This is a genomic window from Stieleria sp. JC731, from assembly GCF_020966635.1.
GTDB lineage: Bacteria > Planctomycetota > Planctomycetia > Pirellulales > Pirellulaceae > Stieleria.
This window is the reverse complement of record NZ_JAJKFQ010000011.1, coordinates 849,652-871,210: the sequence shown is the minus strand read 5'-3', so window position 1 is coordinate 871,210 and position 21,559 is coordinate 849,652. Positions and strand designations below refer to the sequence as shown.

Genomic DNA, 21,559 nt, shown 5'->3' with positions numbered 1-21,559 from the left:
GGCCTGATATTCTTTATTTTGATGCCTACGGTGCGAGTCAGAACGTCCGACGGGAGGGTCACACGGCTCGGGTCGCTGTAGGCCGGTTCAATGTGGGGCTCGCTTGGGAGGTAGAGCCTCCACTCCTACCAACAAACTCTAGAACAAAATTTGTGGCGGTCAAGGAATTCCGACTTGACAAAACTGCTTTTCTAACCTTTTCGCCAACCGTCCAATGCGTTCAACCGTTAAAGTTTTCCTTTAGGGGGGCAAACTGTACAGTTAGGTGCACTGTCCGGCGGCTTATCAAGATCTCGGCTAAATTCGTCGTCTCTGAACCTTCTTAAGGGCGACTCAGCACTAGTGAACACATCTGCCTGGGGTGGATCGATCAGGGCTAGCCTCCATCCCGATGGCGGATTTCCCAAAGGTGCCATTCACCATGACACCGAAGGAGGACTCGGGGGACTCCTATTCATTGCCACGCCCCATTGTATCCCGACCGCAACCTAGCGGCCAATAATTTCTAACGGCCAGATTCAATGGGAAGAGGATCGCTCAGGCAACGGCGCAACAAAAAAACGCGGTGAAGCCTTGGTTAAGACCTCACCGCGTTCGCGATGTCTCTAGCTGCTGTTGCAGTTCCTATCGAGCCTTAGCGGTTCGATTGGTAACCGGTTTGGGCGAACTCTTCTTCCTCTTGGATGATGATCCGAGGAGTCACCATCAGCATCAAGCTGGTGGCGTCACGCCCGACGGCAACGTTGCGGAACAGTCGGCTGAGGTATGGAATCTTGCTCAAGACAGGAACGCCACGCTCAGTTCGCCCTTCGCTAAGACGTTTGATACCACCCAACAGGATCGTACCACCGTCTGGAACACTGACCGTCGTGCTGACGGAGGTGAACGCAAAGGTCGGAAGCTGAACCGTCGTACCGGTGATGATGTCTTCGGTTTCGCTGGAGTCGACCGCGTCTTGATCATTGACCACTCCGTCACCGTTGGTGTCTTCCTGGTCGGTGCTGCTGCTGCGAGTCGTACGTGAACCTTCGAAGGTGAAGGTATCGACGTCACCGATTTGGCTGAAGAACGGTACCAGCGTTAGTCGTACGAAGCGTTTGTCATCGCTGACAATGCCTTGAACGTTCAACGAGGTGCCTTCGTTCAGGACCACGATCACAGGCTGCTGAGCGACGGCGAAGTCACCGACAACCGGAGTGATACTGGTTACGAAAGGACGCTGCGACTGGTCGTTGATCGAGGCAATTTGGCCGTCGAACAGGGTGACCTTTGGAGCCTGCATGACGTTGGTTCGTTCGTCACCCTGAGCTGCTTGCAGGAAGAAGAACGCTTCGATGTCACTAAGGATCGCAAATCCGAGTGTCGAAAGTGAACCCGCGTCAGGGGCACCGAATGCCGGTGTCACAGACAGCGTGTTGTCCAATCGGATGTCAAAGTCGGAAGTCGGCAGGCCGAGTGCACTCAACCCGACAGTCACGCTAGGACCTTCGTCATCGTTTGGCAATTGGGTGACGTTGTCATCGAACTGGACGTCAAAGTCGACACCGATTTGTTCGAAGAACGTATCGGACAAGGTGATGAAGCGAACTTCGATCGTGATCTGCAAGTTCTGCAGCGATCGCAGCGATTCGATCAGGTCAACGATTTGATCGTGAACGTCACTGGTGGTGCTGATGATCAGGCTGAGGTTCTGCTGGTAAGGTGCCATGGTGCTGTTACCACCCATGGCTTCCCAGGTATCAGGCACAACCGTCGTTTGAATCAGCTGCATCAGCGAATCAAAGTCCGCGAATGCTCCACCACCGGCACCGCCGGGAGGATTCTGTGGGCCGAAGCCGCCTTGCGATCCCATGGGGCTGTACTGGCCAAGCATGTTTGAGTTCATCTTCGATGGACTCATCGCGTTTGCTTGACGCATTCCCAAGTCGGTCGCCGAGACCGGCATCATCTGGACGTCCAATCGAGGATTGGTCATCTGATAAGCCGCTCGCAATGCACCGGCCAAGCCGTCATCGTGGCTGGAGACAAAGTTTGGAATCGGTGTGACCAAGTCCGCAACTTTGTAGACACGGGTGACAACATTTGCACGCTTTGCCTGGGCGCTGGTGATCTGCAGAACTTCGTTATTGATTTCGTAGGCCAAATCCAAATCTTGAAGAATCAGATTTAACGCACTCTTGAGTTCAATTTGGTTGCTCAGTTCCAGTGACACCACGGTGTCTTCTTGAACGTTGACCGCAGCCAAAGCACGGCGGTTAAGCACCATTGGGATTCCGGTCACGCTGGACAGGTCAGCGATGACTTCGCCAAGCGGACGGTTGCGGTATTGAACGTTCACGCGAGTCGAAAGCTTGGCTTTCAACTGTTGTTCCTGAACGGTACCGAACAGCGAACTGGAATCTTGGCTGCGTCGGATCGACAATTCGTGCCACGATTGTGGGTCACGATTGAAGGTCATCGGCTGGTCAGGATCGTATCCGGCCATCTCTGATACTGATCGCTCAACATCCATCAATCCGTATTGGAAGACTTCTTCCTTGCCGGACTGAATGTCACGCATCATTTGATCGCGTGATGCGAAACGGCTTTTCAGCATCATGTTGGTTGCGATGGTCGAACCGGGTTGCAGTTCGCTAACCTGTTTCGCAACAACTTCGGCTTCGGCAAAACGTTGGTCACGAACGAGTTCGTTGAACGTTTCGACAAGGCTAGAGATTTCTTCGTCGATTCGTGCGTTGCGAGCGGCTTCGGTAGCCATCTCGGTACGAACGGCTTCGTTTTGAAGTTCCAGTTCGATTTCGGCGCGATTGGTTTCGACGTATTGTTTTTGCTTTTCAAGTTCACGGTCGACCATACGGACGAGCGCGGACTTGTTCGCTTCGGGAACATTCGAACCGTCGACGCGTCGGCGAAGTCGGTTCAATGCGTCCAACGCATCCAAAGGAGCCGATTCCCGCATGTCAGCGGTCTTGGCCAATTCGGCAGTGATCTCGCGATAGAGACGCTGCGTCATTTCTTTGGTTTCGAGATCGACTCGCTCGATGGCGGTCATCTCGGCCTTTTCGGCTGCGGTTGGCAAACGCTTGGTCTGCAACAAGGTCAACTTGTCTTTCAGAGCGTTACGAGTTGCCAAGTCGAGTTGGCTTTCGTATTTCCAAGCTTCCACGAAGTGCATGCGTGCGGTGACTTGGTCGCCAGCTTTGAGAGCTTCCAGACCAGCTTCGTATGCCGCATGCGGATCAGCCAAGTCGGCTTGTGGAATTGGGGCACCCAAAGCTTGGACTTGTTGAACCGCAGTTCCGGGTTCACCGTTGAACAGCATTTGCTTGATGAAGCCGGCTTCGTCACCGTCCACTCCGCCGGTACCACCGGCCAGAGCGATTTGCGAATTCATCACGCCAGTTCGCTTTGCGGCGGACTCGGCATCGAGGACGAAATTCCAAACGCGTGGCTCACCTGGACCGAACGCCGACTCGGGCACGTTCAGCTGTTGTGCTTGGCGAGCAAAGTTTAGCGCGCCAGCGGTATCGCCACGATCGAGTGCCAAACGGCCTTGGGCGACCAAGCGTAAGGCTTCGTTCTTCGCTGCGGCAACGTTTTGTTGCGCGGTCGGCATTGGCTGAGCTTGAACGGCTCCGGCCATCTGTGGTGGCAGATTCAGCAGACCGGCGTCGATACCGGCGATTTGCAAGTCAACGCGAAGACGAGCCACATCGGACTTGATGTTGGGATCGACGTTCGCTGCCGCTTGAGCTGCACGATACAGCTCGACGGCGGATTCAAATTGTTTCGCATCAAGTGCCGCACGAGCCTGACCGACGAGGGCTTTGCCGCTTCGTTGGCCGGGCGCCGTCACAGCTGCGCCTTGCGCGTAAGAAGGAACGGCAGTCGTTGCCGCGCCTGAATTTTCTTTGGATGGCAGGTTCATTCCCGGCATCGACAGCTGTGCAGAGACGGTTGACGTCCCTACAAGGCACGCCATAACGGCGGCACCCCAACTCTTGGGGCCAAAAAGTCTTTCGTGGCGTTTCAACGCGACACTCCTTCTTCGCGGTGAGACTTTGTAAATACAACGTGTTGTCGCCTACGTGCGCAAACAACACCGACGTCAAGGCTAGCCCCACGGCACGTCGGTCCAACCGCATCGGACTGACATGGCGCGTGCTATTGGCATGCTTTGATCGCCCCTAGGCGTAATGCCTGCGGAACAATCTAAGCCTGCAAATCGGCTCCGACGCTCGCCGCGGATGTGGGCGGAAGTGCCGGGAGCTAGTAGACACGGAAGCGGGGATACGATTTACGCAATCCTGCTGTCAAGCTCGTCTGAGACGGGTTTCTAGCTTTTTTTTGAATTGGCACGCGTGTCGGTAGAGCAATCGAAAGACTTCAGTCGGATTTAGAGAAAACCGACAAAACCTGCGTCAATCTGGGGTATCCAGGTAAGGATCCTGACCGATCTCACGCTGCATTTTCTTCCGTTCCTTTTCGTGGTGTAGCAGCACCATCCGATCACGGAAATGTTTCTTTTCGACTTTGCGTTGAGCTTTCCGAAAAAGCTTCGCATACGAATCGACTGAGCCTTGCAGGTTCTCACCGCGAGTTTTCAGTTTCTCTGCTTTGTCGGGTCCCAAACCGCCTTTCAAGATGTCGTCATCAAGCGACAAATACTGACGATAAGATCCCGGGTCACCTTGCCGACCGCAACGACCGATCAGCTGACGGTCAATCCGAGCCGCGTCGTGCAATTCGGTACAAATGACATGCATTCCGCCGAGGTCGACAATCTGGTCGGACAGTTTGATATCCGTACCACGACCGGCCATGTTCGTCGCGACAGTGACGCGTCCCAACCCGCCGGCATCGGAAACGATTTCCGCTTCACGCTCGACGTTGTTCGCGTTGAGAACTTCATGCTCGATGCCAATCTCGGTCAACATCCTCGACAGGATTTCGCTCTTGTCGATCGATCGCGTTCCGATCAAAACAGGGCGACCGGTCGCATGGATCTCCTGGACCTCATCAACGATGGCCCTAAATTTCGAATCCAAAGCGCCAAAAACTCGGTCGGCAAGCTGCTTTCGTTTCGGCGGCCGGTTTGTCGGAACACGAAGGACCGGAGTTCGATAGATGCGCCGCAATTCACCCGCACTGGTTGCTGCCGTCCCGGTCATTCCCGCGAGGTGGTTGTATCGCAGAAATAGATCCTGGACCGTGATTCGAGCCGCTTGGCCCGTGGGAACGCTGATATCGAGACCTTCCTTTGCCTCGATCGACTGGTGGATACCGTCGCGCCATTTACGGCCTTCGGCAAGTCGTCCGGTAAACTCGTCGACGATAACGATTTCGTCAGTCCCTTTTTCGCCGGGCCGGACAACATATTGCCGGTCTAACAAGAACTCGCGGTGGACTTTGATTGCCCGCTCGGTGTACTCGTACAAATCCACCAAGCCCATCGTTCGGACGAGGTCACTTTTGGGTAACGACCGGACCTTTTGGCGGCCCCTGGCAGTCAGCTCGTACTGCTTGGTTTCGTCGTCGATCTCGTAGTGTTCATCCAGAACGTATTCTGGCGCGTGCTCCGAAGCCCAACGATAAGTTTCGGTGATCTGGTCACGAACGGTGTCTTCGAGGCTGCCGATGATCAACGGAGTTCTCGCTTCGTCGATCAAAATACTGTCGGCCTCGTCAACCAAGCAAAAGTGCATGCCTCGCATGACGGGCTTGTCACCGGATTCGGAAAAACCGCCACCTCCGTCGCCAAGCATTTCTGTCTGGATTCGGTTTTGTGCACGCAACAGCAACCGATCACGCAAAAAGTCGAACCCGAATTCCTTTGCGGTCCCATAAGTGATCGCGGAACCGTACGACTTTCGCCGTGACCCTTGGTCATCAGACGTTTGAATGATTCCGACGCTGACTCCTAACATGTGAAAGATCGGCATCATCCACTCGGCATCCCGTTTGGCCAAGTAATCGTTCACCGTTGCCAGGTGAGCGCCTTTGCCGACGAGCGAGTGAATATACAGAGGCAACGTTGCGGTCAGCGTTTTACCTTCACCCGTCTGCATCTCGGCAATGCTGCCTTCGAACAGGGAAATCCCACCGATCATTTGCACGTCATAGTGCCGCATTCCGTTGGCTCGGCGCCCCGCTTCACGAACCAGCGCGTAGCCTTCGGGCAAAAGCTTTGCCAGTTTCTCACCAGCCATCGCACGATAGCGCAAGGCGAGCGAACGCTTTTTAAGTTCGCCATCGGTGTCTTTTTGCAGTGTCGGTTCCCACCCAGCGATTTCATCCAAAGTACGCATCCAGCGCAGCATCTTTGGCGTCTTAAAACCGGAAAACAAAGAAACCGTTTTAGCGCCGGTTTGGAAACGTTCGGGCGCTAGCGTCCGTGCGGGACCTTGGTCAGCCGAATTGCTGTCGCTATCGCTAGTCACTTCCGCAGGCAATAGCTCACCTTGGACAGCACTGCCGCTTGCCAAGGCTAGATCGGCGGACACAGCTGAATCGGCTTGAGGTGCATTCGCAGCCGCATCTTGTTCAGACGGCTGATGTGGCGGTGTACCGCTGGTGTTCTGTTCCTGTTGACCAGACGAATTTGCGGATTCACCGTCATCCTGCTGAAGGTCTGTGGAATTTGTACGAGCGTTGTCAGGATGACTTGCGTTGGGCATCGGCGATCCGGTAGATGCAGGCGGCGCGGAAGCGGTCGACGGGGCTTCCGAGTTCGTTTGCGAGTTGTCTTGTTGGGTCATTCCGCTTCTTTGAAGGGCCGATTTTGCAAAAACTTTTACGCCAATCTCAGCAGTTCATTTGGGTCCGGACCGTCATTGTACTGCCCGATAGAGCCATTTCCTGTGAAGTTGCACAAGCGTGGAAAGCTGTGCCGTCAAGACAGGTTAACTAGGTGAAATATCCGGCTAATGAGGGAGGTTCTCGATCTGACGACCGATTGCGTCGATCGACTTATACCAGTCATTCCAGTATTCCCGGACTGCGCGAGACTTCAAAATGAAAAGGAACTTTCGAGGCATGACCCTGGCAGCACTGTTGCTGTCCGCCTCTGTAACGGTTCACGCCGGCGACCATGAGTATGCCGCCGCCGATCAAGCTTCACAAGCGTTTGTTGGCGATGCATTCGTCGGCGACCTGGGTGTTGAACCCGTCGCTCATCGTACGACTCATGTTGGTAACTTGCCAAGCTACACCCCCGTGACGGTCGGGGACATGCAACTGCGCAGCAAGATCGCACAAGTGGGATGCACATCATGTGACTCACCCAGCTGCGACGGTGCATGCGATTCGTCATGCGGCAGCAGCTGTGACGACAAAGCCTTTGCAGGTTTGATGAACCTCTGCGACAAGGACGGTTGGATTCGCGCCGAAGGCATGATCATGTTCATGGAAGCGCGGACCGCACCTGCATTGGTGACCACCGCGGATCCGACACAGTTTCCAGTGCTTCCCGATCCAAACAACGGGGCGGGTTCTGGAGCGACGACGCAGATCGTGTTCGGCGAAGAGCTTGACGGTGGCGTTTCCGGTGGCACACGATTCGACGTCGGACGCTACCTGTCGGACAACTTTGGCATCGGTGCTCGCTTCATGTGGCTGAGCGAAAACGGCGACGACTTCTCGATCACCGGCAACGGGACGGGCAACTCGATCGCACGTCCGTTCTTCCAGATCCCGTTGACCAACCCAGGCACCGCCTCGGAAAGTGCGTTGATCGTCAATCAGTTCAGCACGAACCCATTGATCAACAGCCAACGCGGTACGGTCCAATCGAGCTTCGCAACCGACTTGATCACAGCAGAAGCCTACGCCCGCATGACTTACTGCAAAAACAAGTCAGCACGTGTCGAACTGTTGGGCGGTTACAGCTTCGTTCGTCTTGATGACAACTTGTCGATCTACAGCCGAACCACTGACGTCGTTACCAACACGTTCCTGTCGGACTTCAGCGAATTCGATACCAAGAACGAATTCCACGGCGGTCAAATCGGCTTCGAGTCGCTTGTGACACGCGGCTGCTGGACCGTTCGGATGCTGTCGAAGATCCACATGGGTAACATGTCTCGCAGCGTGACCAAGATCGGTCGTTCTGACGACGGCTTCGATAACAACATCAACAACGTTTACAACAGCAGCCTGCTGGTTGATGAAGAGCAGGGAACTCAAGAAGAAAGCGACTTCACTTTCATTCCTGAGTTGAACCTGACGCTGGGTTACCGATTCCGCGACCACGTTTCCTTCACCGTCGGATACAACTTCCTGTACTTCGACAAAGTTGCGTTGGCTGGCGAACAGATCAACCGCAACGTCGACGGAACCGACGGGGCTCGCGTGATCGCGGCCAACGACTTCCAAGATTTCGACATTGTTGATGGAAGCCTGTGGGTCCAAGGTATCAGCCTCGGCACCTCGATCGACTACTAGTCCGATTGATTTTGAAGGTCGCGATTCTAACCGACGAGAAGCGATTTGCATCGTCCGGGAAATTCGACGCTTCTCAATAGAATCGATCAACCTAGCCAATCTGAACTGAAACTATCGAACAGCGCGGGGTGCCATGCATCTCGCGCTGTTTTTTTTTGTAGCTTCAGTGAGAAAACAGAGATCAGCGAATCCGAATTCATCAGCAGCATTCAGGTGTCGTTGCCTCGGGGCGATTCAGATGGGCAACTGGACGGGTTCTGATAAAACGCCGATCTGGTACTGTCTTGTCCCAAGATTGTTCTGAGATGACGCCAGTTTTACCTTGGTACCGAGCCGACTTTTGTGATGACCAAGACATCTAAAATAGTTCTGGGGCTGTGGCCCATTGCCGGAGTGACCACCCTCGGGGTGACTCGCAGCGACGCAGACAAGACGATTCAAGCGGCCATCGAAGCGGGGATCACCCAGTTCGATACCGCGTATAGCTATGGATACGAGGGCGAAAGCGACCGAATCCTTAGCGGGTTCCTGCAAAACCCATCGGACGAATTTTTTGTCATGGGAAAGGTCGGACAACGTTGGACCGCCGATCGTCAACGCGCTGTCGATGGATCACCTGCCCAGTTGACCAAAGACGCCGAAGAACATCTCGCTCGATTGAAAGTCGATCAAGTCAACGTTCTGTATCTTCATTCACCGGATCCCAACGTTGAACTGGAACGATCCGCCGAAGCGATGTTGGCGTTAAAGGAGCGAGGCCTTTGTCAGTCACTAGGGATCTGCAACGCTTCGCTGGAGCAAGTTCGGCTGTTCAACCAGATCGCGGGCTGTGATGCGATCCAGTGCCCGTTGAACCTTATTCAGCGGCAAACCCAGTCTGAACTGATTGCACCGGCGACGCAAATGGGAGCCGATGTCTATGTCTTTTGGACGTTGATGAAAGGCTTACTAGCGGGAAAGATTGGCCGCGATCATCAATTCGCCGAAGGTGATAGCCGCCCGAAATATCCCATTTTTCAAGGCGAGCAGCGACGCAAAGCACACGACATCATCGATCATTTAGCAGACATCGGAAGCCAAACCGGCCTATCCGTCGCACAGCTTTCGATCGGGTGGGCAGTCTCCCAGCCTGGTATCACGGGTGCGCTCGTCGGTGCACGTCGCCCCGAACAAATTGATGAAACACTGCGATCGACAACTCTGTCAGACGATATCCTGCAAAGTATCGACGCCGAAGTTCAAAAGCATTTTCCGATAGCTCAATAGCCAAGCGACGTCACGACTGCGATCTCACCGATCCTCTCCCACTGCTTCTCGACCACTGCTTCTCGCCCACAGCGAACTGATGACCATCGACGATAAGATCTTCCAATCTGTCTGCCAAACCGCTCGCCAAGCCGCATTGTTTCAATCCGCAGCCGACGCATTGGAGTGGGACGAACGCACCGGCATGCCGGTGCAGGGCGGTTCTTATCGCGCGGACCAAGTCAGTGCGTTGCGATCGACAGTGCACCGACTTCGTACCGACCCGAAGTATGGCGAGTCTCTCGACCAGCTTTCGGAACAGTGCAAAGACCTTGCCCCAGCAAGCGACAACGCCGCGACAATTCGTGAACTGAAACGTGACTTCAAGCGAGATTGCAAACTGCCGATCGATCTGGTTTCTCGTCTGAGTTCGGTGACCGTTCGCGGTCAACAAATTTGGGACCGGGCACGCAAAGAAGACTCATTTGCGATGTTCAAAGACATTCTCAGTGAGATCGTTCATCTGAAACGGGAAGCCGGCGAACGGATGGCCGAAGGCAGCGATCGATCCGCCTACGAAGCCTTGCTTGATGAATACGAGCCCGACGCAAGGATCAGCCACCTCGGTCCGGTTTTCAGTGAGTTGAAGACTCGCTTAAGCGCTTTGATCACTGAACTCGTCGACTCGCCCAAGCAACCCGACCCCTGTCCGTTACAGCAAACGTTTCCGATCGATGGCCAACGCAAGCTCAGTCGAAAGGTCGCCGAAGCCGTCGGGTTTGATTTCACCTCCGGCCGCTTGGACGAAACGAGCCATCCCTTTTGTACGACCTTGGGGCCGAACGATTGCCGCATCTTGACTCGCTATGAATCCAATTGGCTGCCCAGCGGTCTCTACGGAACATTGCACGAAGCCGGACATGGACTATACGAACAAGGACTTCGCAGCGACTGGTTTGGGTTGCCGCCGGGCAGTTTCGTGTCGCTGGGGATGCATGAATCACAGTCGCGGCTATGGGAAAACCAAGTCGGACGAAGCCGAGCGTTTTCGCATTGGCTGACCCCCATTTTGAAAGAAACGTTTCCCGAACTACTGAGCAGCCTTACCGCGGAAACGCTCTATGCCGCCGTCAACGTTGTTCGTCCCAGCCTGATCCGTGTGGAGGCAGACGAGGCAACGTACAACCTGCACATCCTGATTCGCTTTGAATTGGAGCAATCGCTGATCGCCGGTGATCTGGCAGTCGACGATCTGCCACAGGCTTGGAATGCCCAGTACGCCGAAAGTCTGGGCATCGAGCCCCCTTCGGATGCCAACGGGGTTTTACAAGACGTTCACTGGAGCGCCGGATTAATCGGATATTTCCCGACCTACACCCTCGGCAACTTGGCAGCGGCACAGCTGTTTGATTCTGCTGCCGAACATATCGGCGATGTCGAATCATTGATTAGCAAAGGTGAATTCGAACCGATTCTGCATTGGCTACGTGAGCATGTCCATCACCACGGTCGTTGCTATACAGGAAGCCAGCTGGTGGAAAACGCCACCGGAAAGCCATTGTCATCAGAGCCACTGCTGAATTATCTGACGCAAAAGCTAAAACCGATCTACGCGCTGTCATAGGCTGTTGATATCCAGTGCGGTTAATAGAGCGAGTCGCCGTATCCAGGTTTAGCTGCTGGAGCTTGCAAAGTCTGTTGCGGTGACGATTGCGAGCGATGATTTGACGCCGTGGCTCATCCGTTCTGGCACGCTGTGTATTGACCGTCAGCTAGTCCGATAGCGGGTGTGCGAAGACCGATCTTTCCAAACGGTGACGACTTCGGTTGCGCAATTTGGTCGCAGGATGCGATCTTGGCCAAACCAAAGCGGTTGAACTTGCGTCATGAAAGTGCTGGAATCTTCCCGCCGAGAATTCTTGTCTCCTGATCGAACCCAACCATGTCTACAGCGCCAGCAAAGAAGGCAAAACGAGTCATCACACCGCGGCTACGCGTGTTGCTGTACGTCGTCCTAACATTGTTCGGGGCGCTTGCCGCGAACGGGTTGTACCTCACCGGCGTAACTTGGTTGCAGTATCTGACTGGCAACGTCTACGAAAGCCATTTTTACCAATTGATGTTCTTGGGGCATCTCGGTCTGGGGCTATTAATCATTGTCCCGGTCGTCGTCTTTGGATTTGCGCACATGCTGCGGAGCAAGGACCGGCGGAACCGACGTGCCGTGAACATTGGCTATGCGTTGTTCGCGATCTCGCTGATCGTTTTAGTCAGCGGAATTCTGCTGACCCGCGTCGGTTCGTTCAACATCGTCAATCCCTCGATTCGCCGTGTTGTCTACTGGGCACACTTCCTAGCACCTCTGGCCGCCGTCTGGTTGTATTGGCTTCACCGACTGGTCGGCCCAAAAATCAAATGGCATGTCGGACGCAAAGTCAGCTTGGCAATCGGTTGCTTCGTCGCGGTCATGCTCGCGTTCCAAGCCAGCGATCCGACAATCAGTCGTGAAGCTCCCGCGAGCGGCAAGCAATACTTTGAACCTTCATTGGCAAAGACCGCAACAGGGAAGTTCATTTCAGAAAAGGTTCTAATGAACGACCAGTATTGTTTGGACTGCCACAACGACATTCACGATGATTGGTTGCATAGTGCGCACAAGCTGAGCAGTTTTAACAATCCGGCCTACCGCGCCTCCGTACGCGAAACACGAAAGGTCGCCCTCGAACGCAGCGATTCGGTCCAAGCCTCCCGCTGGTGTGCCGGTTGCCATGATCCGGTGCCTTTCTTTTCGGGTAAATTCGATGACCCGAACTACGACGATATCGGGGATGCTACAGCACACGCGGGGATCACCTGCACCGCTTGTCATGCGATTCAGTCGATCGATTCGCACATCGGAAATTCAGACTATACGATCGACGAGCCACGGCATTACCCGTTCACGTACAGCGAAAACCGTGTTCTAAAATCGCTGAACAGCTTGATGGTCAAAGCCAAGCCGGCATTTCACAAATCAGAAATGCTAAAGCCGTTTCACAAGACTGCCGAGTTTTGTGCGACTTGTCATAAGGTTTCATTGCCAGGCGAACTGACCGGTTACAAAGAATGGCTGCGCGGCCAAAACCATTACGACAGCTACCTTTTAAGCGGCGTCTCTGGACACGGTGCCCGCAGTTTTTACTATCCGCCAAAAGCCGAGACAAACTGCAACGAATGCCACATGCCTCCGGTCGCGAGTGATGAATTCGGAGCCCGCTACAACGAAAAGCTAAACCAACTGGCAGTTCATGATCATCAATTCCCCAGTGCCAACTCCGCGTTGTCGTACTGGACCGGTGATGCCGATGGAATCGAAGCCCATCGCAAATTGCTACAACGGTCACTACGAGTCGACCTGCTAGGTCTACGCCGTGGAGGAAGTATCGATGGTGAGTTGATCGCACCACTACCGACCAACGGCGCCTCTGTTGTCAAAGGCGAGTCCTATCTGATTGAAACGGTATTGCGAACGTTGACCCTGGGGCACCACTTCACCCAAGGAACCACGGATTCCAATCAAATCTGGGTGGAATTCACCGCCAAGCAAGGAGATCGAATCATTGGCAAAAGCGGTCATCGCGATGATCGTCAACGGGTCGATCCTTGGTCTCACTTTGTCAACAACTTTATCGTTGACCGCGAAGGCAACCGTATCAATCGCCGGAACGCTCAAGACATTTTCACCGCTCTGTACAACCATCAGATGCCACCCGGTGCGGGCCAAACGATGCACTACCTTTTGAACGTTCCAGACGATTCGGACGAACCGATCGAAATCACTGCCCGGTTGCTGTATCGAAAGTTTGACACCGAGTATCTGGACTATATTCGTGCCGACCGTGACCCTGATCGCGATCCGCTAGACCTTGGTGCGGTAGGTGATCCAAATGACCTACCGATCATCGAAATCGATTCTGACTCGCTCACATTAACTGTTGGCAATGTCGAACAATCTTCCGATCCGTCCTGGATGGCTGCGGAAATGTCCGACGACGGCCAGCCGATACCAACCTGGCAGCGTTTTAACGACTATGGCATTGGGCTGTTACTACGTGGACGCAACGAGTCCAAACAGGCTGCAGAAGCCTTCTCCATCGTCTCGAAATTCGGACGCTACGATGGGCCGCTGAACCTCGCCCGCGTTCAAGTCTCCGAAGGCGATTTGGCTGGCGCGACGGAAAGTCTGCAAACCGCGTTGACAATGGAACCCGCCCCGCCTTCCTGGACGCATGCATGGTTGTCCGGCGTAGTCAACCGGCAGCAGGGCAACCTCGAAATCGCGGCCGAGCAGCTTCGCGGAACGCTGAATACCAAGATCCCAGAACGGGGGTTCGACTTTTCGTTGGACTATGTCGTTCGCAACGAACTCGCGTTAACTTTGCTAGACATCGCGCAACGTGAGCTCGACATCCGTGGGAACGAAGAATCATTCAACAAATTCCTCGATGAATCTCGTCAAGAATTCCTTCGGGTGCTGGAATCGGACTCCGAAAACGCGACGGCCCACGCAAACTTGGCCAAAATCGCTGCTCTTGCTGGTGATGCCGATGCCGAATCGCACCACCGCAGATTGCATGATCGATACAAGCTTGATGACAATGCGGCCGAAGTCGCCCTGCCTGCGGCTCGACGAAAATACCCGGCGGCAAGCCATGCCGCGGAAAACCTAGTGATTTACGACCTGCACCGAACCGAAAAGTAAGATGCCGAACGAACCCGATCCGGTTCAACGAGACGACCAATCCGACAAACGTGCCGATTTGCAAGATGATGTGCAAGACGATGCGGTGATCGGCACCGCACTGCGTGCATCACTGCTGGTTTTTGTTTTTGCGATGATTCCTGTGATCTTCCTGTTGGTGTATTTAAATCTCACCAAGAAAGAGGAAGTCAGCGTTGAAATCGAAGCCGTCGCCCCCGAAGGACGCAAGGTCGACACCACAAGCCTGCCAGAAATCAAGCTTGTTGATGTCACCGAAGAATCGGGAATCAGCTTCACTCACTATGCCGGAAAGAGAGGTGAAAAACTGTTGCCCGAGACGATGGGTAGCGGTGTGGGGGTGTTTGATTATGACAACGATGGCCACCAAGACATCTTCTTTGTCAATTCGAGGGATTGGCCTTGGGCGGAATCGCCACAGACAGCCACTTGTCGTCTGTACCGAGGTGATGGCAAGTTCAATTTTACTGACGTGACCGAACAGGCGGGCCTTGATTTAACCCTTTATGGCATGGGCGTCGCGGTCGGGGACTACGACAACGATGGCGATCGTGATTTGTATATCAGCGCTGTTGGTAGCAACAAACTGATGCGTAACGAAGGTGGCAAATTCGTTGACGTGACTGAAGAAGCCCAGTGCGGCGGATCGAGTGATGCGTGGAGCACCAGTTCGTGCTTTTTGGACTATGACAATGATGGACGCCTCGACCTGTTTGTCTGCAATTACGTCACATGGAATCGCGATCTCGATCTGTCACAAACATTCTCGATCGATGGTGAAAGCCGCAGCTACGGCCCTCCAAACGCTTTCGAAGGGGCGTTCTCGTATCTCTATCACAACGAAGGGGACGGAAAGTTCAAAGACGTATCGGAATCTGCTGGAATCCAACAACGCAGTGAAGACACGAATGTGGTCTTAGGCAAAGCGATGGGGGTGATTCCGGTGGACGTCAACCGAGATGGCTTTCTGGATATCGTTGTCGCCAATGACACGGTTCGAAACTTCCTTTTCGAGAACCAGAAAGATGGGACATTCAAAGAAGTCGGCCGCTTATCCGGCATTGCGTATGACTTGGCGAGCGGCAATGCTCGAGGTGCCATGGGTATCGATGCGGCCATTTTTCGCGATGATGGGACAATCGCGATTGGCATCGGCAACTTTGCCAACGAAGCGAGCGCGCTCTACATGGCATCGCCTCGTCGTTCAACCTTCGTCGATGCGGCGATGTATACCGGGTTCGGTCCTCCGACTCGGCTCGGCCTAACGTTTGGGCTGTTCTTCTTCGATGCTGACTTAGACGGACGCTTGGATATCTTTGGAGCGAACGGTCACCTCGAAGAAGAGATCGAGAAAACCCAGCGGACCTTGCGGTACGCCCAACCACCGCAGTTGTTCTGGAACGCAGGACGCGACGCACAAAGCGAACTTGTACTGCTTGACGTCAATTGCACAGGTGAATCGTTTTGTGAACCGATCGTCGGGCGTGGCGCGACCTATGGAGATTTCGATGAAGACGGCGACCAAGACATCGTCATAGCCGTCAGCGATGGTCCGGCCAAAGTGTTCCGAAACGACCAGTCGAGTGATCATCACTATGTACGGTTTCGGCTAACCGGTACAGAAACCAACCGCGATGCGATCGGGACACAAGTGACCGTCGTTGCTGACGGCCAAAAACAGACCCGAGTTGTTTCCCCGACTCGCAGTTATCTGAGCCAGTCAGAAATTGAGCTGACGTTTGGGCTTGGCGAAGCCACAAAGGTTGATTCAGTCGAAGTAGTTTGGCCAGGGAAAGACCCCATCAAGATTGACATCGACGGAATCGATCGCCTGATCGAGATTGAGCAACCGTCAAACTGAGTTTTACGTTTGTGGTTGGACAAGGATATGTCCAATACTTAGCCGAATCGCGTTAGCGACGGTTGAATGAATCTGTGATCCCCTACCGATTGCCGTTTCCGACCCCCAGAACCGCACGCTCGCGCGTTGCGGCTGATAATGGCTCTACCTGGGCGAGTGTCTCATTAGCCGCTGGCGCTAGCCCGCGGTTCCTACAGCAAACCAACCCAACCCGCAGAACCGCACGCTCGCGCGTCGCGGCTGATAAAACAACTCCCCCTGAGCCGAATCGCGCTAGCGACGGTTCTCGCTATCAGTACAGGAAACCGCGCGTTTGCGCGCCAGCGGCTGATCGTGGCTCTACCTGGGCGAGTGTCTCATTAGCCGCTGGCGCTAGCCCGCGGTTCCTACAGCAAACTAGCCCAACCGGCGTAACCGCACGCTTGCGCGTCGCGGCTGATAATAAGCCGAATCGCATTGGCGACGGTTGAATGAACCCGTGATCCCCTAACGACTGGCGTTTCCAACCCGCAGAACCGCACGCTCGCGCGTTGCGGCTGATAATAAGCCAATTCGCGTTCGCGACGGTTCTCGCTTTAAACGATTAGTTCCCGAACAACATGACCATGGACGTCGGTCAAACGGAATTCACGTCCTTGGTATCGAAACGTCAAACGCTCATGGTCAACACCCAGCAAGTGCATGACCGTCGCGTTCAAATCATGGACATGCACGGGATCTTCGATGACATCCATTCCAAAATCGTCTGTCTTGCCAACCGACGCACCACCTTTGATCCCGCCGCCAGCGAGCCAGCACGTGAAGGCATCCTTGTGGTGATCACGCCCATTGATTCCCTTGCCTTTGGTGCCGCCTTGATTCAGTGGGGTTCGACCAAACTCCGAACCCCAGATCACGAGCGTGTCTTGCAACATCCCACGTTCTTTCAAGTCCGTCAGCAATGCTGCGATCGGCTGATCGGTTTGCTCGCACTTCTTCGGCAACCGTTCCTGTATGTTTCCGTGATGATCCCAATCGCTGTCATATAACTCGACTAACCTCACGCCTCGTTCGACAAGACGACGGGCGAGCAAGCAATTGTTTGCAAACGATTCTTTTCCAGGTGTCGCCCCATATCGCTGGATTGTCTGTGCACTTTCGCCGTCCAGATTCATCAACTCTGGAACAGACGCCTGCATCCGAAAGGCCATTTCATATTGGCTGATCCGAGTTTCGATCTCGGGGTCACCGGTCGCTAAAAACTGCTGTTGGTTGAGTTCCGCAAGGGCATTGAGTTCATCACGACGTTCGCCTCGACTGCGTCCATCGGGATTGGAAAGAAACAGAACGGGATCACCTTTGGAACGAAATTGGATGCCCTGATAGACACTTGGCAAAAAGCCGGATGACCACATGCTGGTTCCCGCTCCGCCGGCGGGGCCACTTAATAGAACAACGTAACCGGGTAGGTCTTCGTTCTCCGACCCGAGTCCGTAGCTCACCCAAGAACCGAAACTAGGGCGTCCGCCTCGTCCAAATCCGCTATGCAAAAACATTTGGGCGGGGGCATGATTGATCTCATCGGTGTGCAACGAATGGACAAAGGCTAAATCGTCAGCAACAGAACTTAAATGCGGCCAAAGCTCGCTCATCGAATGTCCGGCATCGCCATGCTTTGAAAACTTCCATGGCGATCCTGCCAAAGTCGATGTTTTGCCAATGAACGCAAAGTCGCGTCCCTTGGTCAATTCAGGCGGACAGGGTTCATTGTGTCGCTTGACCAATTCCGGTTTCGCATCGAAAAGGTCCAGGTGCGACGGTGCACCGATCATGTGCAAATAGATCACATGCTTTGCCCGCGGCGGATGATGAGGCAAACCGGCAAGTGATGTCGGCTGAGTCGCCAAGCCCTCGTTTTCGAGCAACGAAGCGAGAGCGATTCCTCCGAGCGAAAAACCGCTCGTCTTCAAAAATCCTCGGCGGCCGAGTGACGAATTCATGGGAGACTCCCGGACTTGATGCCCTTCAATCTTTGGTGATGGTTTCATGCAGGTTCAACAAGACTGTGGCGACGCCTAGAAAAGGGTCATCCTGATCGGAATGTTTTTCGAGCAAGAACGTCAATGTCGCCAACTCGCTGGGGTTGGGTTCGCGTGCCGTGCAAAGTCGAAATCCCGTTGAAATCAGTTCGTTTGGATCCCTCGAGACAGCTTCCAATTTGATACGACTGGCCAGTGACTTTGCCGCATCGACGTAAACTTGATCGTTTAGCAACGTCAATGCTTGAAGCGGCGTATTGGTTCGGCCACGTGTCACCGTGCAGGTTAATCGAGCTGTCGCATCAAAATTTAGAAAGCTTGGGTATGGCGAGCCTCGTTTGATGACGACATAAACCCCACGGCGATACTGTTCGCTTCCGGGACTGACTTCGTAATCGTATGCGGTGCCTCCTACCTTCGACCAAATGTCATCGGGCTGGTAGGGGCGAATCGATGGCCCTTCAAAGGACCGGTCTAGCAGACCTGCGATCGAGAGTGCGTTGTCTCGAACCATCTCTGCATCCATACGAAATCGCGCACCTCGCGCCAACAACCGATTCTCAGGATCGATTTCGTCCAAGTCATAGCGAATCACCGAGGACTGCCGGTAAGTTGATGAAAGGACAATTTGCTTCAGCACGTGCTTCATGGACCAATCGTTGTCCATCAGTTCCAAGGCCAGCCAATCCAGAAGCTTTGGATGGCTGGGCAAATCACCCTTCACGCCGAAGTCTTCGGGAGTGCCGACGAGTCCTCTGCCGAATATCTGTTCCCACCAACGATTCACCGCCACACGCGCGGCCAATGGGTTCTCTGGCGAAACCAGCCATCTGGCCAGCGTCAGACGGTTCGGCGGCCCGGCAGGTAAATCGTGCAAGACTTGGGGCACACCAGGAACAACCGGTTCGCCAGGACTGAGATAATCACCACGATTAAAAACGTTTGTCATTCTTGGTTGATCGAGTTCAATCATGACCAACGTCGTCTCAGGTGCATTTGCATCCCGCTGCTTCACAAGGCTATCGATTTGCTTGTCCAACTGATCCATTTGTTTGTCACTTGCAATGACATAATCCAGGATCGCATCTCGATCTTTTTTATTGAGTTGATCGAGCGACTTCGCCGCCGCAACGATCACAGCCTTTGGGATGGGTTCCGCTTGCACATCACCCTCGATCGCGGAAATCTTGAATCGCCCGATATTTAAGGAGCGGCCAAACTGCTGCGTTATGACGACTTTCCATCGTGACGCGGCTCCTGATGTGACTGGCTTTTTGAGAACGAAGGTCGCCCAGTGCGGCTTTCCAAATTCTGGCGAGATCGCCCAACCGGTTTTGGGCTTTCCGTCGACGGCCCCAAACACGTCCCATTTCTTTTGTGAAAAACTGGCTTTAGCAGATTTGAATTCCAAACTTTTGCCAACAACGTTCCCGTCTTCGTCAGAAGAATCTGCAACGGCGACTGGTCGTGTCGCCACCTGCTTGTCGGACAATGGCTTTAGCGACACTGGCTGCACAGTGAATTCATGCAATACGAAGTTGCGACGTTCGCTGCGTCCAGGGCCGTCCATCGGAAGCGACGGGTCCGTCAGAACATCCAACCGAATCGCATTGATTTGTTCACAATCCGTTTCCAACGTGACTGTGTACGTGTCCTTCGCAGGCGGATCCCCACCGCGAAGCAAAACAGATCCGTCATCCAGGGTCTCGTATTCGTCGGTTGTCCCTTCGGAATGGAAATCGACGACCCGCATCGGATGTGTTGTAGGTGCCTTCGAAATTCGTTTTTGAATCGAAGTGAATTGGTCATCAAAGGAATTGACCAGTTCATCTCGGCGGTTTTGTTTGCGTCGTTTTAGTCCATCAATTTCGCTGTTCAACGCATCCCGAATGGCATCATTTTTGGGATCGGACAATGGCATACTGGGGCCATTGAATTTGATTGACGATGGCGTCTTTGGATTCTCGCGATCCGCCTCCATTTCGGTGCTATTGAAAAACGCCAGTAGCTGATAGTACTCCTTTGCCGAAAACGGGTCGTACTTGTGGTCGTGACACTGACAACATTCCAGCGTCGTTCCTAACCAAACGGCACCCGTCGTGTTGACTCGGTCGATGACTTGTTCAATTCGTGTTTCTTCAGGTAGCGACCCCGCTTCGACATTCGTCGGTGTACATCGATGAAAACCCGTTGCGATCCGTTGTGACTCCGTCGCCCCCGGCAACAGATCACCGGCAATCTGTTCGACCGTGAACTGATCGTACGGCATGTCATCGTTGAGGGCCTGAATCACCCAATCGCGATAGGCCCAGATGTCTCGTAGGTTATCTCGTTGGAATCCGTGCGAATCGGCATAGCGAGCGAGGTCTAACCATTGCCGAGCCCAACGCTGTCCAAACTCCGGGCGAGCGAGCAACTGATCAACCAACTCAACAAGTCTTCGCTCAGAGGGATCAGCCAGAAAGTCGTCGATTTCAGAAGGCTCAGGAGGCAGGCCAATGAGATCGAGGTACAGCCGACGCACCAACTTTTCAGGACTTGTTAACGCGGACGGTCTGATTCCGTTTTCATCGAGTCGCCCAAGGATGAAATAGTCGAGCGGTGTCCGAGGCCAGTTTGAATCTGATACCGCTGGAAGCGTCGAACGAATTGGCTGCTGGTATGACCAGTGCTTCGGTTCGATGAAGTCTTGCGGCCAAACGCCGCCTTGTGAGATCCAATTTCGTAGCGTTTCGCGTTGAGTCTTGCTCAATGGATCGCCAATCGCCGGCATGATTTCATCGTGGCCGGCTGGCAATTCGATACGCCTGATTAACTCGCTTTCGTCAGGCTTTTGTGAATCGACGATACCGGAATCTTCGAAGTCTTCGCGGTTGTCGATTCGCAACCCGCCGGCTTGTTCTGTGTCACCGTGACATTCAAAGCACGCACGTTTCAAGATTGGAAACACGTCCGACTCGAAACGAACCTGTGATGTTGGGTTTGCCTTGCTATTTTTGGAAACGGCCTTCGATTCATCCTGGCCAAAACAAAAAAAGACAGGGCAACAGATCGCCACAAAAACCATGGACCAGCGGAACAGGGCCATGGACAGCGATCGAAATTGATCGATCTGCATCGAAACCAAGCCAAGGCGGGGTGATGGGGAGGGGTGCGAAGACCACTGATTCTATCACAGCACAAATCAGCCCGCACAGTTTGAGCTTCAGGCAGAGATTGAACTTCAGGCGTTGA

The 21,559-nt window shown here is 54.0% G+C and carries 9 protein-coding genes; 5 read left to right on the top strand and 4 right to left on the bottom strand.

What is annotated here, in order from left to right; all coding sequences use genetic code 11:
* Window positions 1-634 precede the first annotated feature (634 nt).
* A complete protein-coding gene (locus LOC67_RS20035) occupies window positions 635-3,928 on the bottom strand; it encodes a general secretion pathway protein GspD (RefSeq protein ID WP_230264548.1) in 3,294 nt (1,097 codons plus the stop codon).
* 493 nt (window positions 3,929-4,421) lie between these two features.
* Window positions 4,422-6,677, bottom strand: coding sequence for a preprotein translocase subunit SecA (locus LOC67_RS20030; RefSeq protein ID WP_230264546.1), 2,256 nt, complete (start codon window positions 6,675-6,677; stop codon window positions 4,422-4,424).
* Window positions 6,678-7,035: 358 nt separating this feature from the next.
* Here LOC67_RS20030 and LOC67_RS20025 point away from each other — a divergent pair, with 358 nt between their 5' ends.
* From LOC67_RS20025 to LOC67_RS20005, 5 genes are all read left to right on the top strand, one after another.
* The gene (locus LOC67_RS20025; protein WP_230264544.1) at window positions 7,036-8,442 is read left to right on the top strand and encodes a BBP7 family outer membrane beta-barrel protein; all 1,407 of its coding nucleotides are present in this window, start codon (window positions 7,036-7,038) and stop codon (window positions 8,440-8,442) included.
* A gap of 345 nt (window positions 8,443-8,787) precedes the next feature.
* Window positions 8,788-9,708 (top strand): aldo/keto reductase, encoded by a 921-nt coding sequence (locus tag LOC67_RS20020; protein WP_230264543.1) that lies wholly within the window; start codon window positions 8,788-8,790, stop codon window positions 9,706-9,708.
* A gap of 79 nt (window positions 9,709-9,787) precedes the next feature.
* Entirely contained in the window at window positions 9,788-11,311 is a 1,524-nt protein-coding gene (locus tag LOC67_RS20015; protein WP_230264542.1) for a carboxypeptidase M32, read from the top strand.
* 318 nt (window positions 11,312-11,629) lie between these two features.
* Complete coding sequence (locus LOC67_RS20010) at window positions 11,630-14,428, top strand: multiheme c-type cytochrome (RefSeq protein WP_230264541.1); 2,799 nt, start codon at window positions 11,630-11,632, stop codon at window positions 14,426-14,428.
* A 1-nt stretch (window position 14,429) separates the two neighbouring features.
* Window positions 14,430-16,307: a CRTAC1 family protein gene (locus LOC67_RS20005; RefSeq protein WP_230264540.1), complete on the top strand. Its 1,878-nt coding sequence runs from the start codon at window positions 14,430-14,432 to the stop codon at window positions 16,305-16,307.
* 575 nt (window positions 16,308-16,882) lie between these two features.
* On the opposite strand, the gene LOC67_RS20000 is transcribed toward LOC67_RS20005, so the two are convergent.
* Window positions 16,883-18,334 carry a DUF1501 domain-containing protein gene (locus LOC67_RS20000; protein ID WP_230264539.1) on the bottom strand — a complete coding sequence of 484 codons (1,452 nt, stop codon included), beginning with the start codon at window positions 18,332-18,334 and terminating at the stop codon, window positions 16,883-16,885.
* Window positions 18,312-21,275: a PSD1 and planctomycete cytochrome C domain-containing protein gene (locus tag LOC67_RS19995; protein WP_230264538.1), complete on the bottom strand. Its 2,964-nt coding sequence runs from the start codon at window positions 21,273-21,275 to the stop codon at window positions 18,312-18,314. The genes LOC67_RS20000 and LOC67_RS19995 overlap by 23 nt, the downstream gene beginning before the upstream one ends.
* Between the last annotated feature and the right edge of the window lie 284 nt (window positions 21,276-21,559).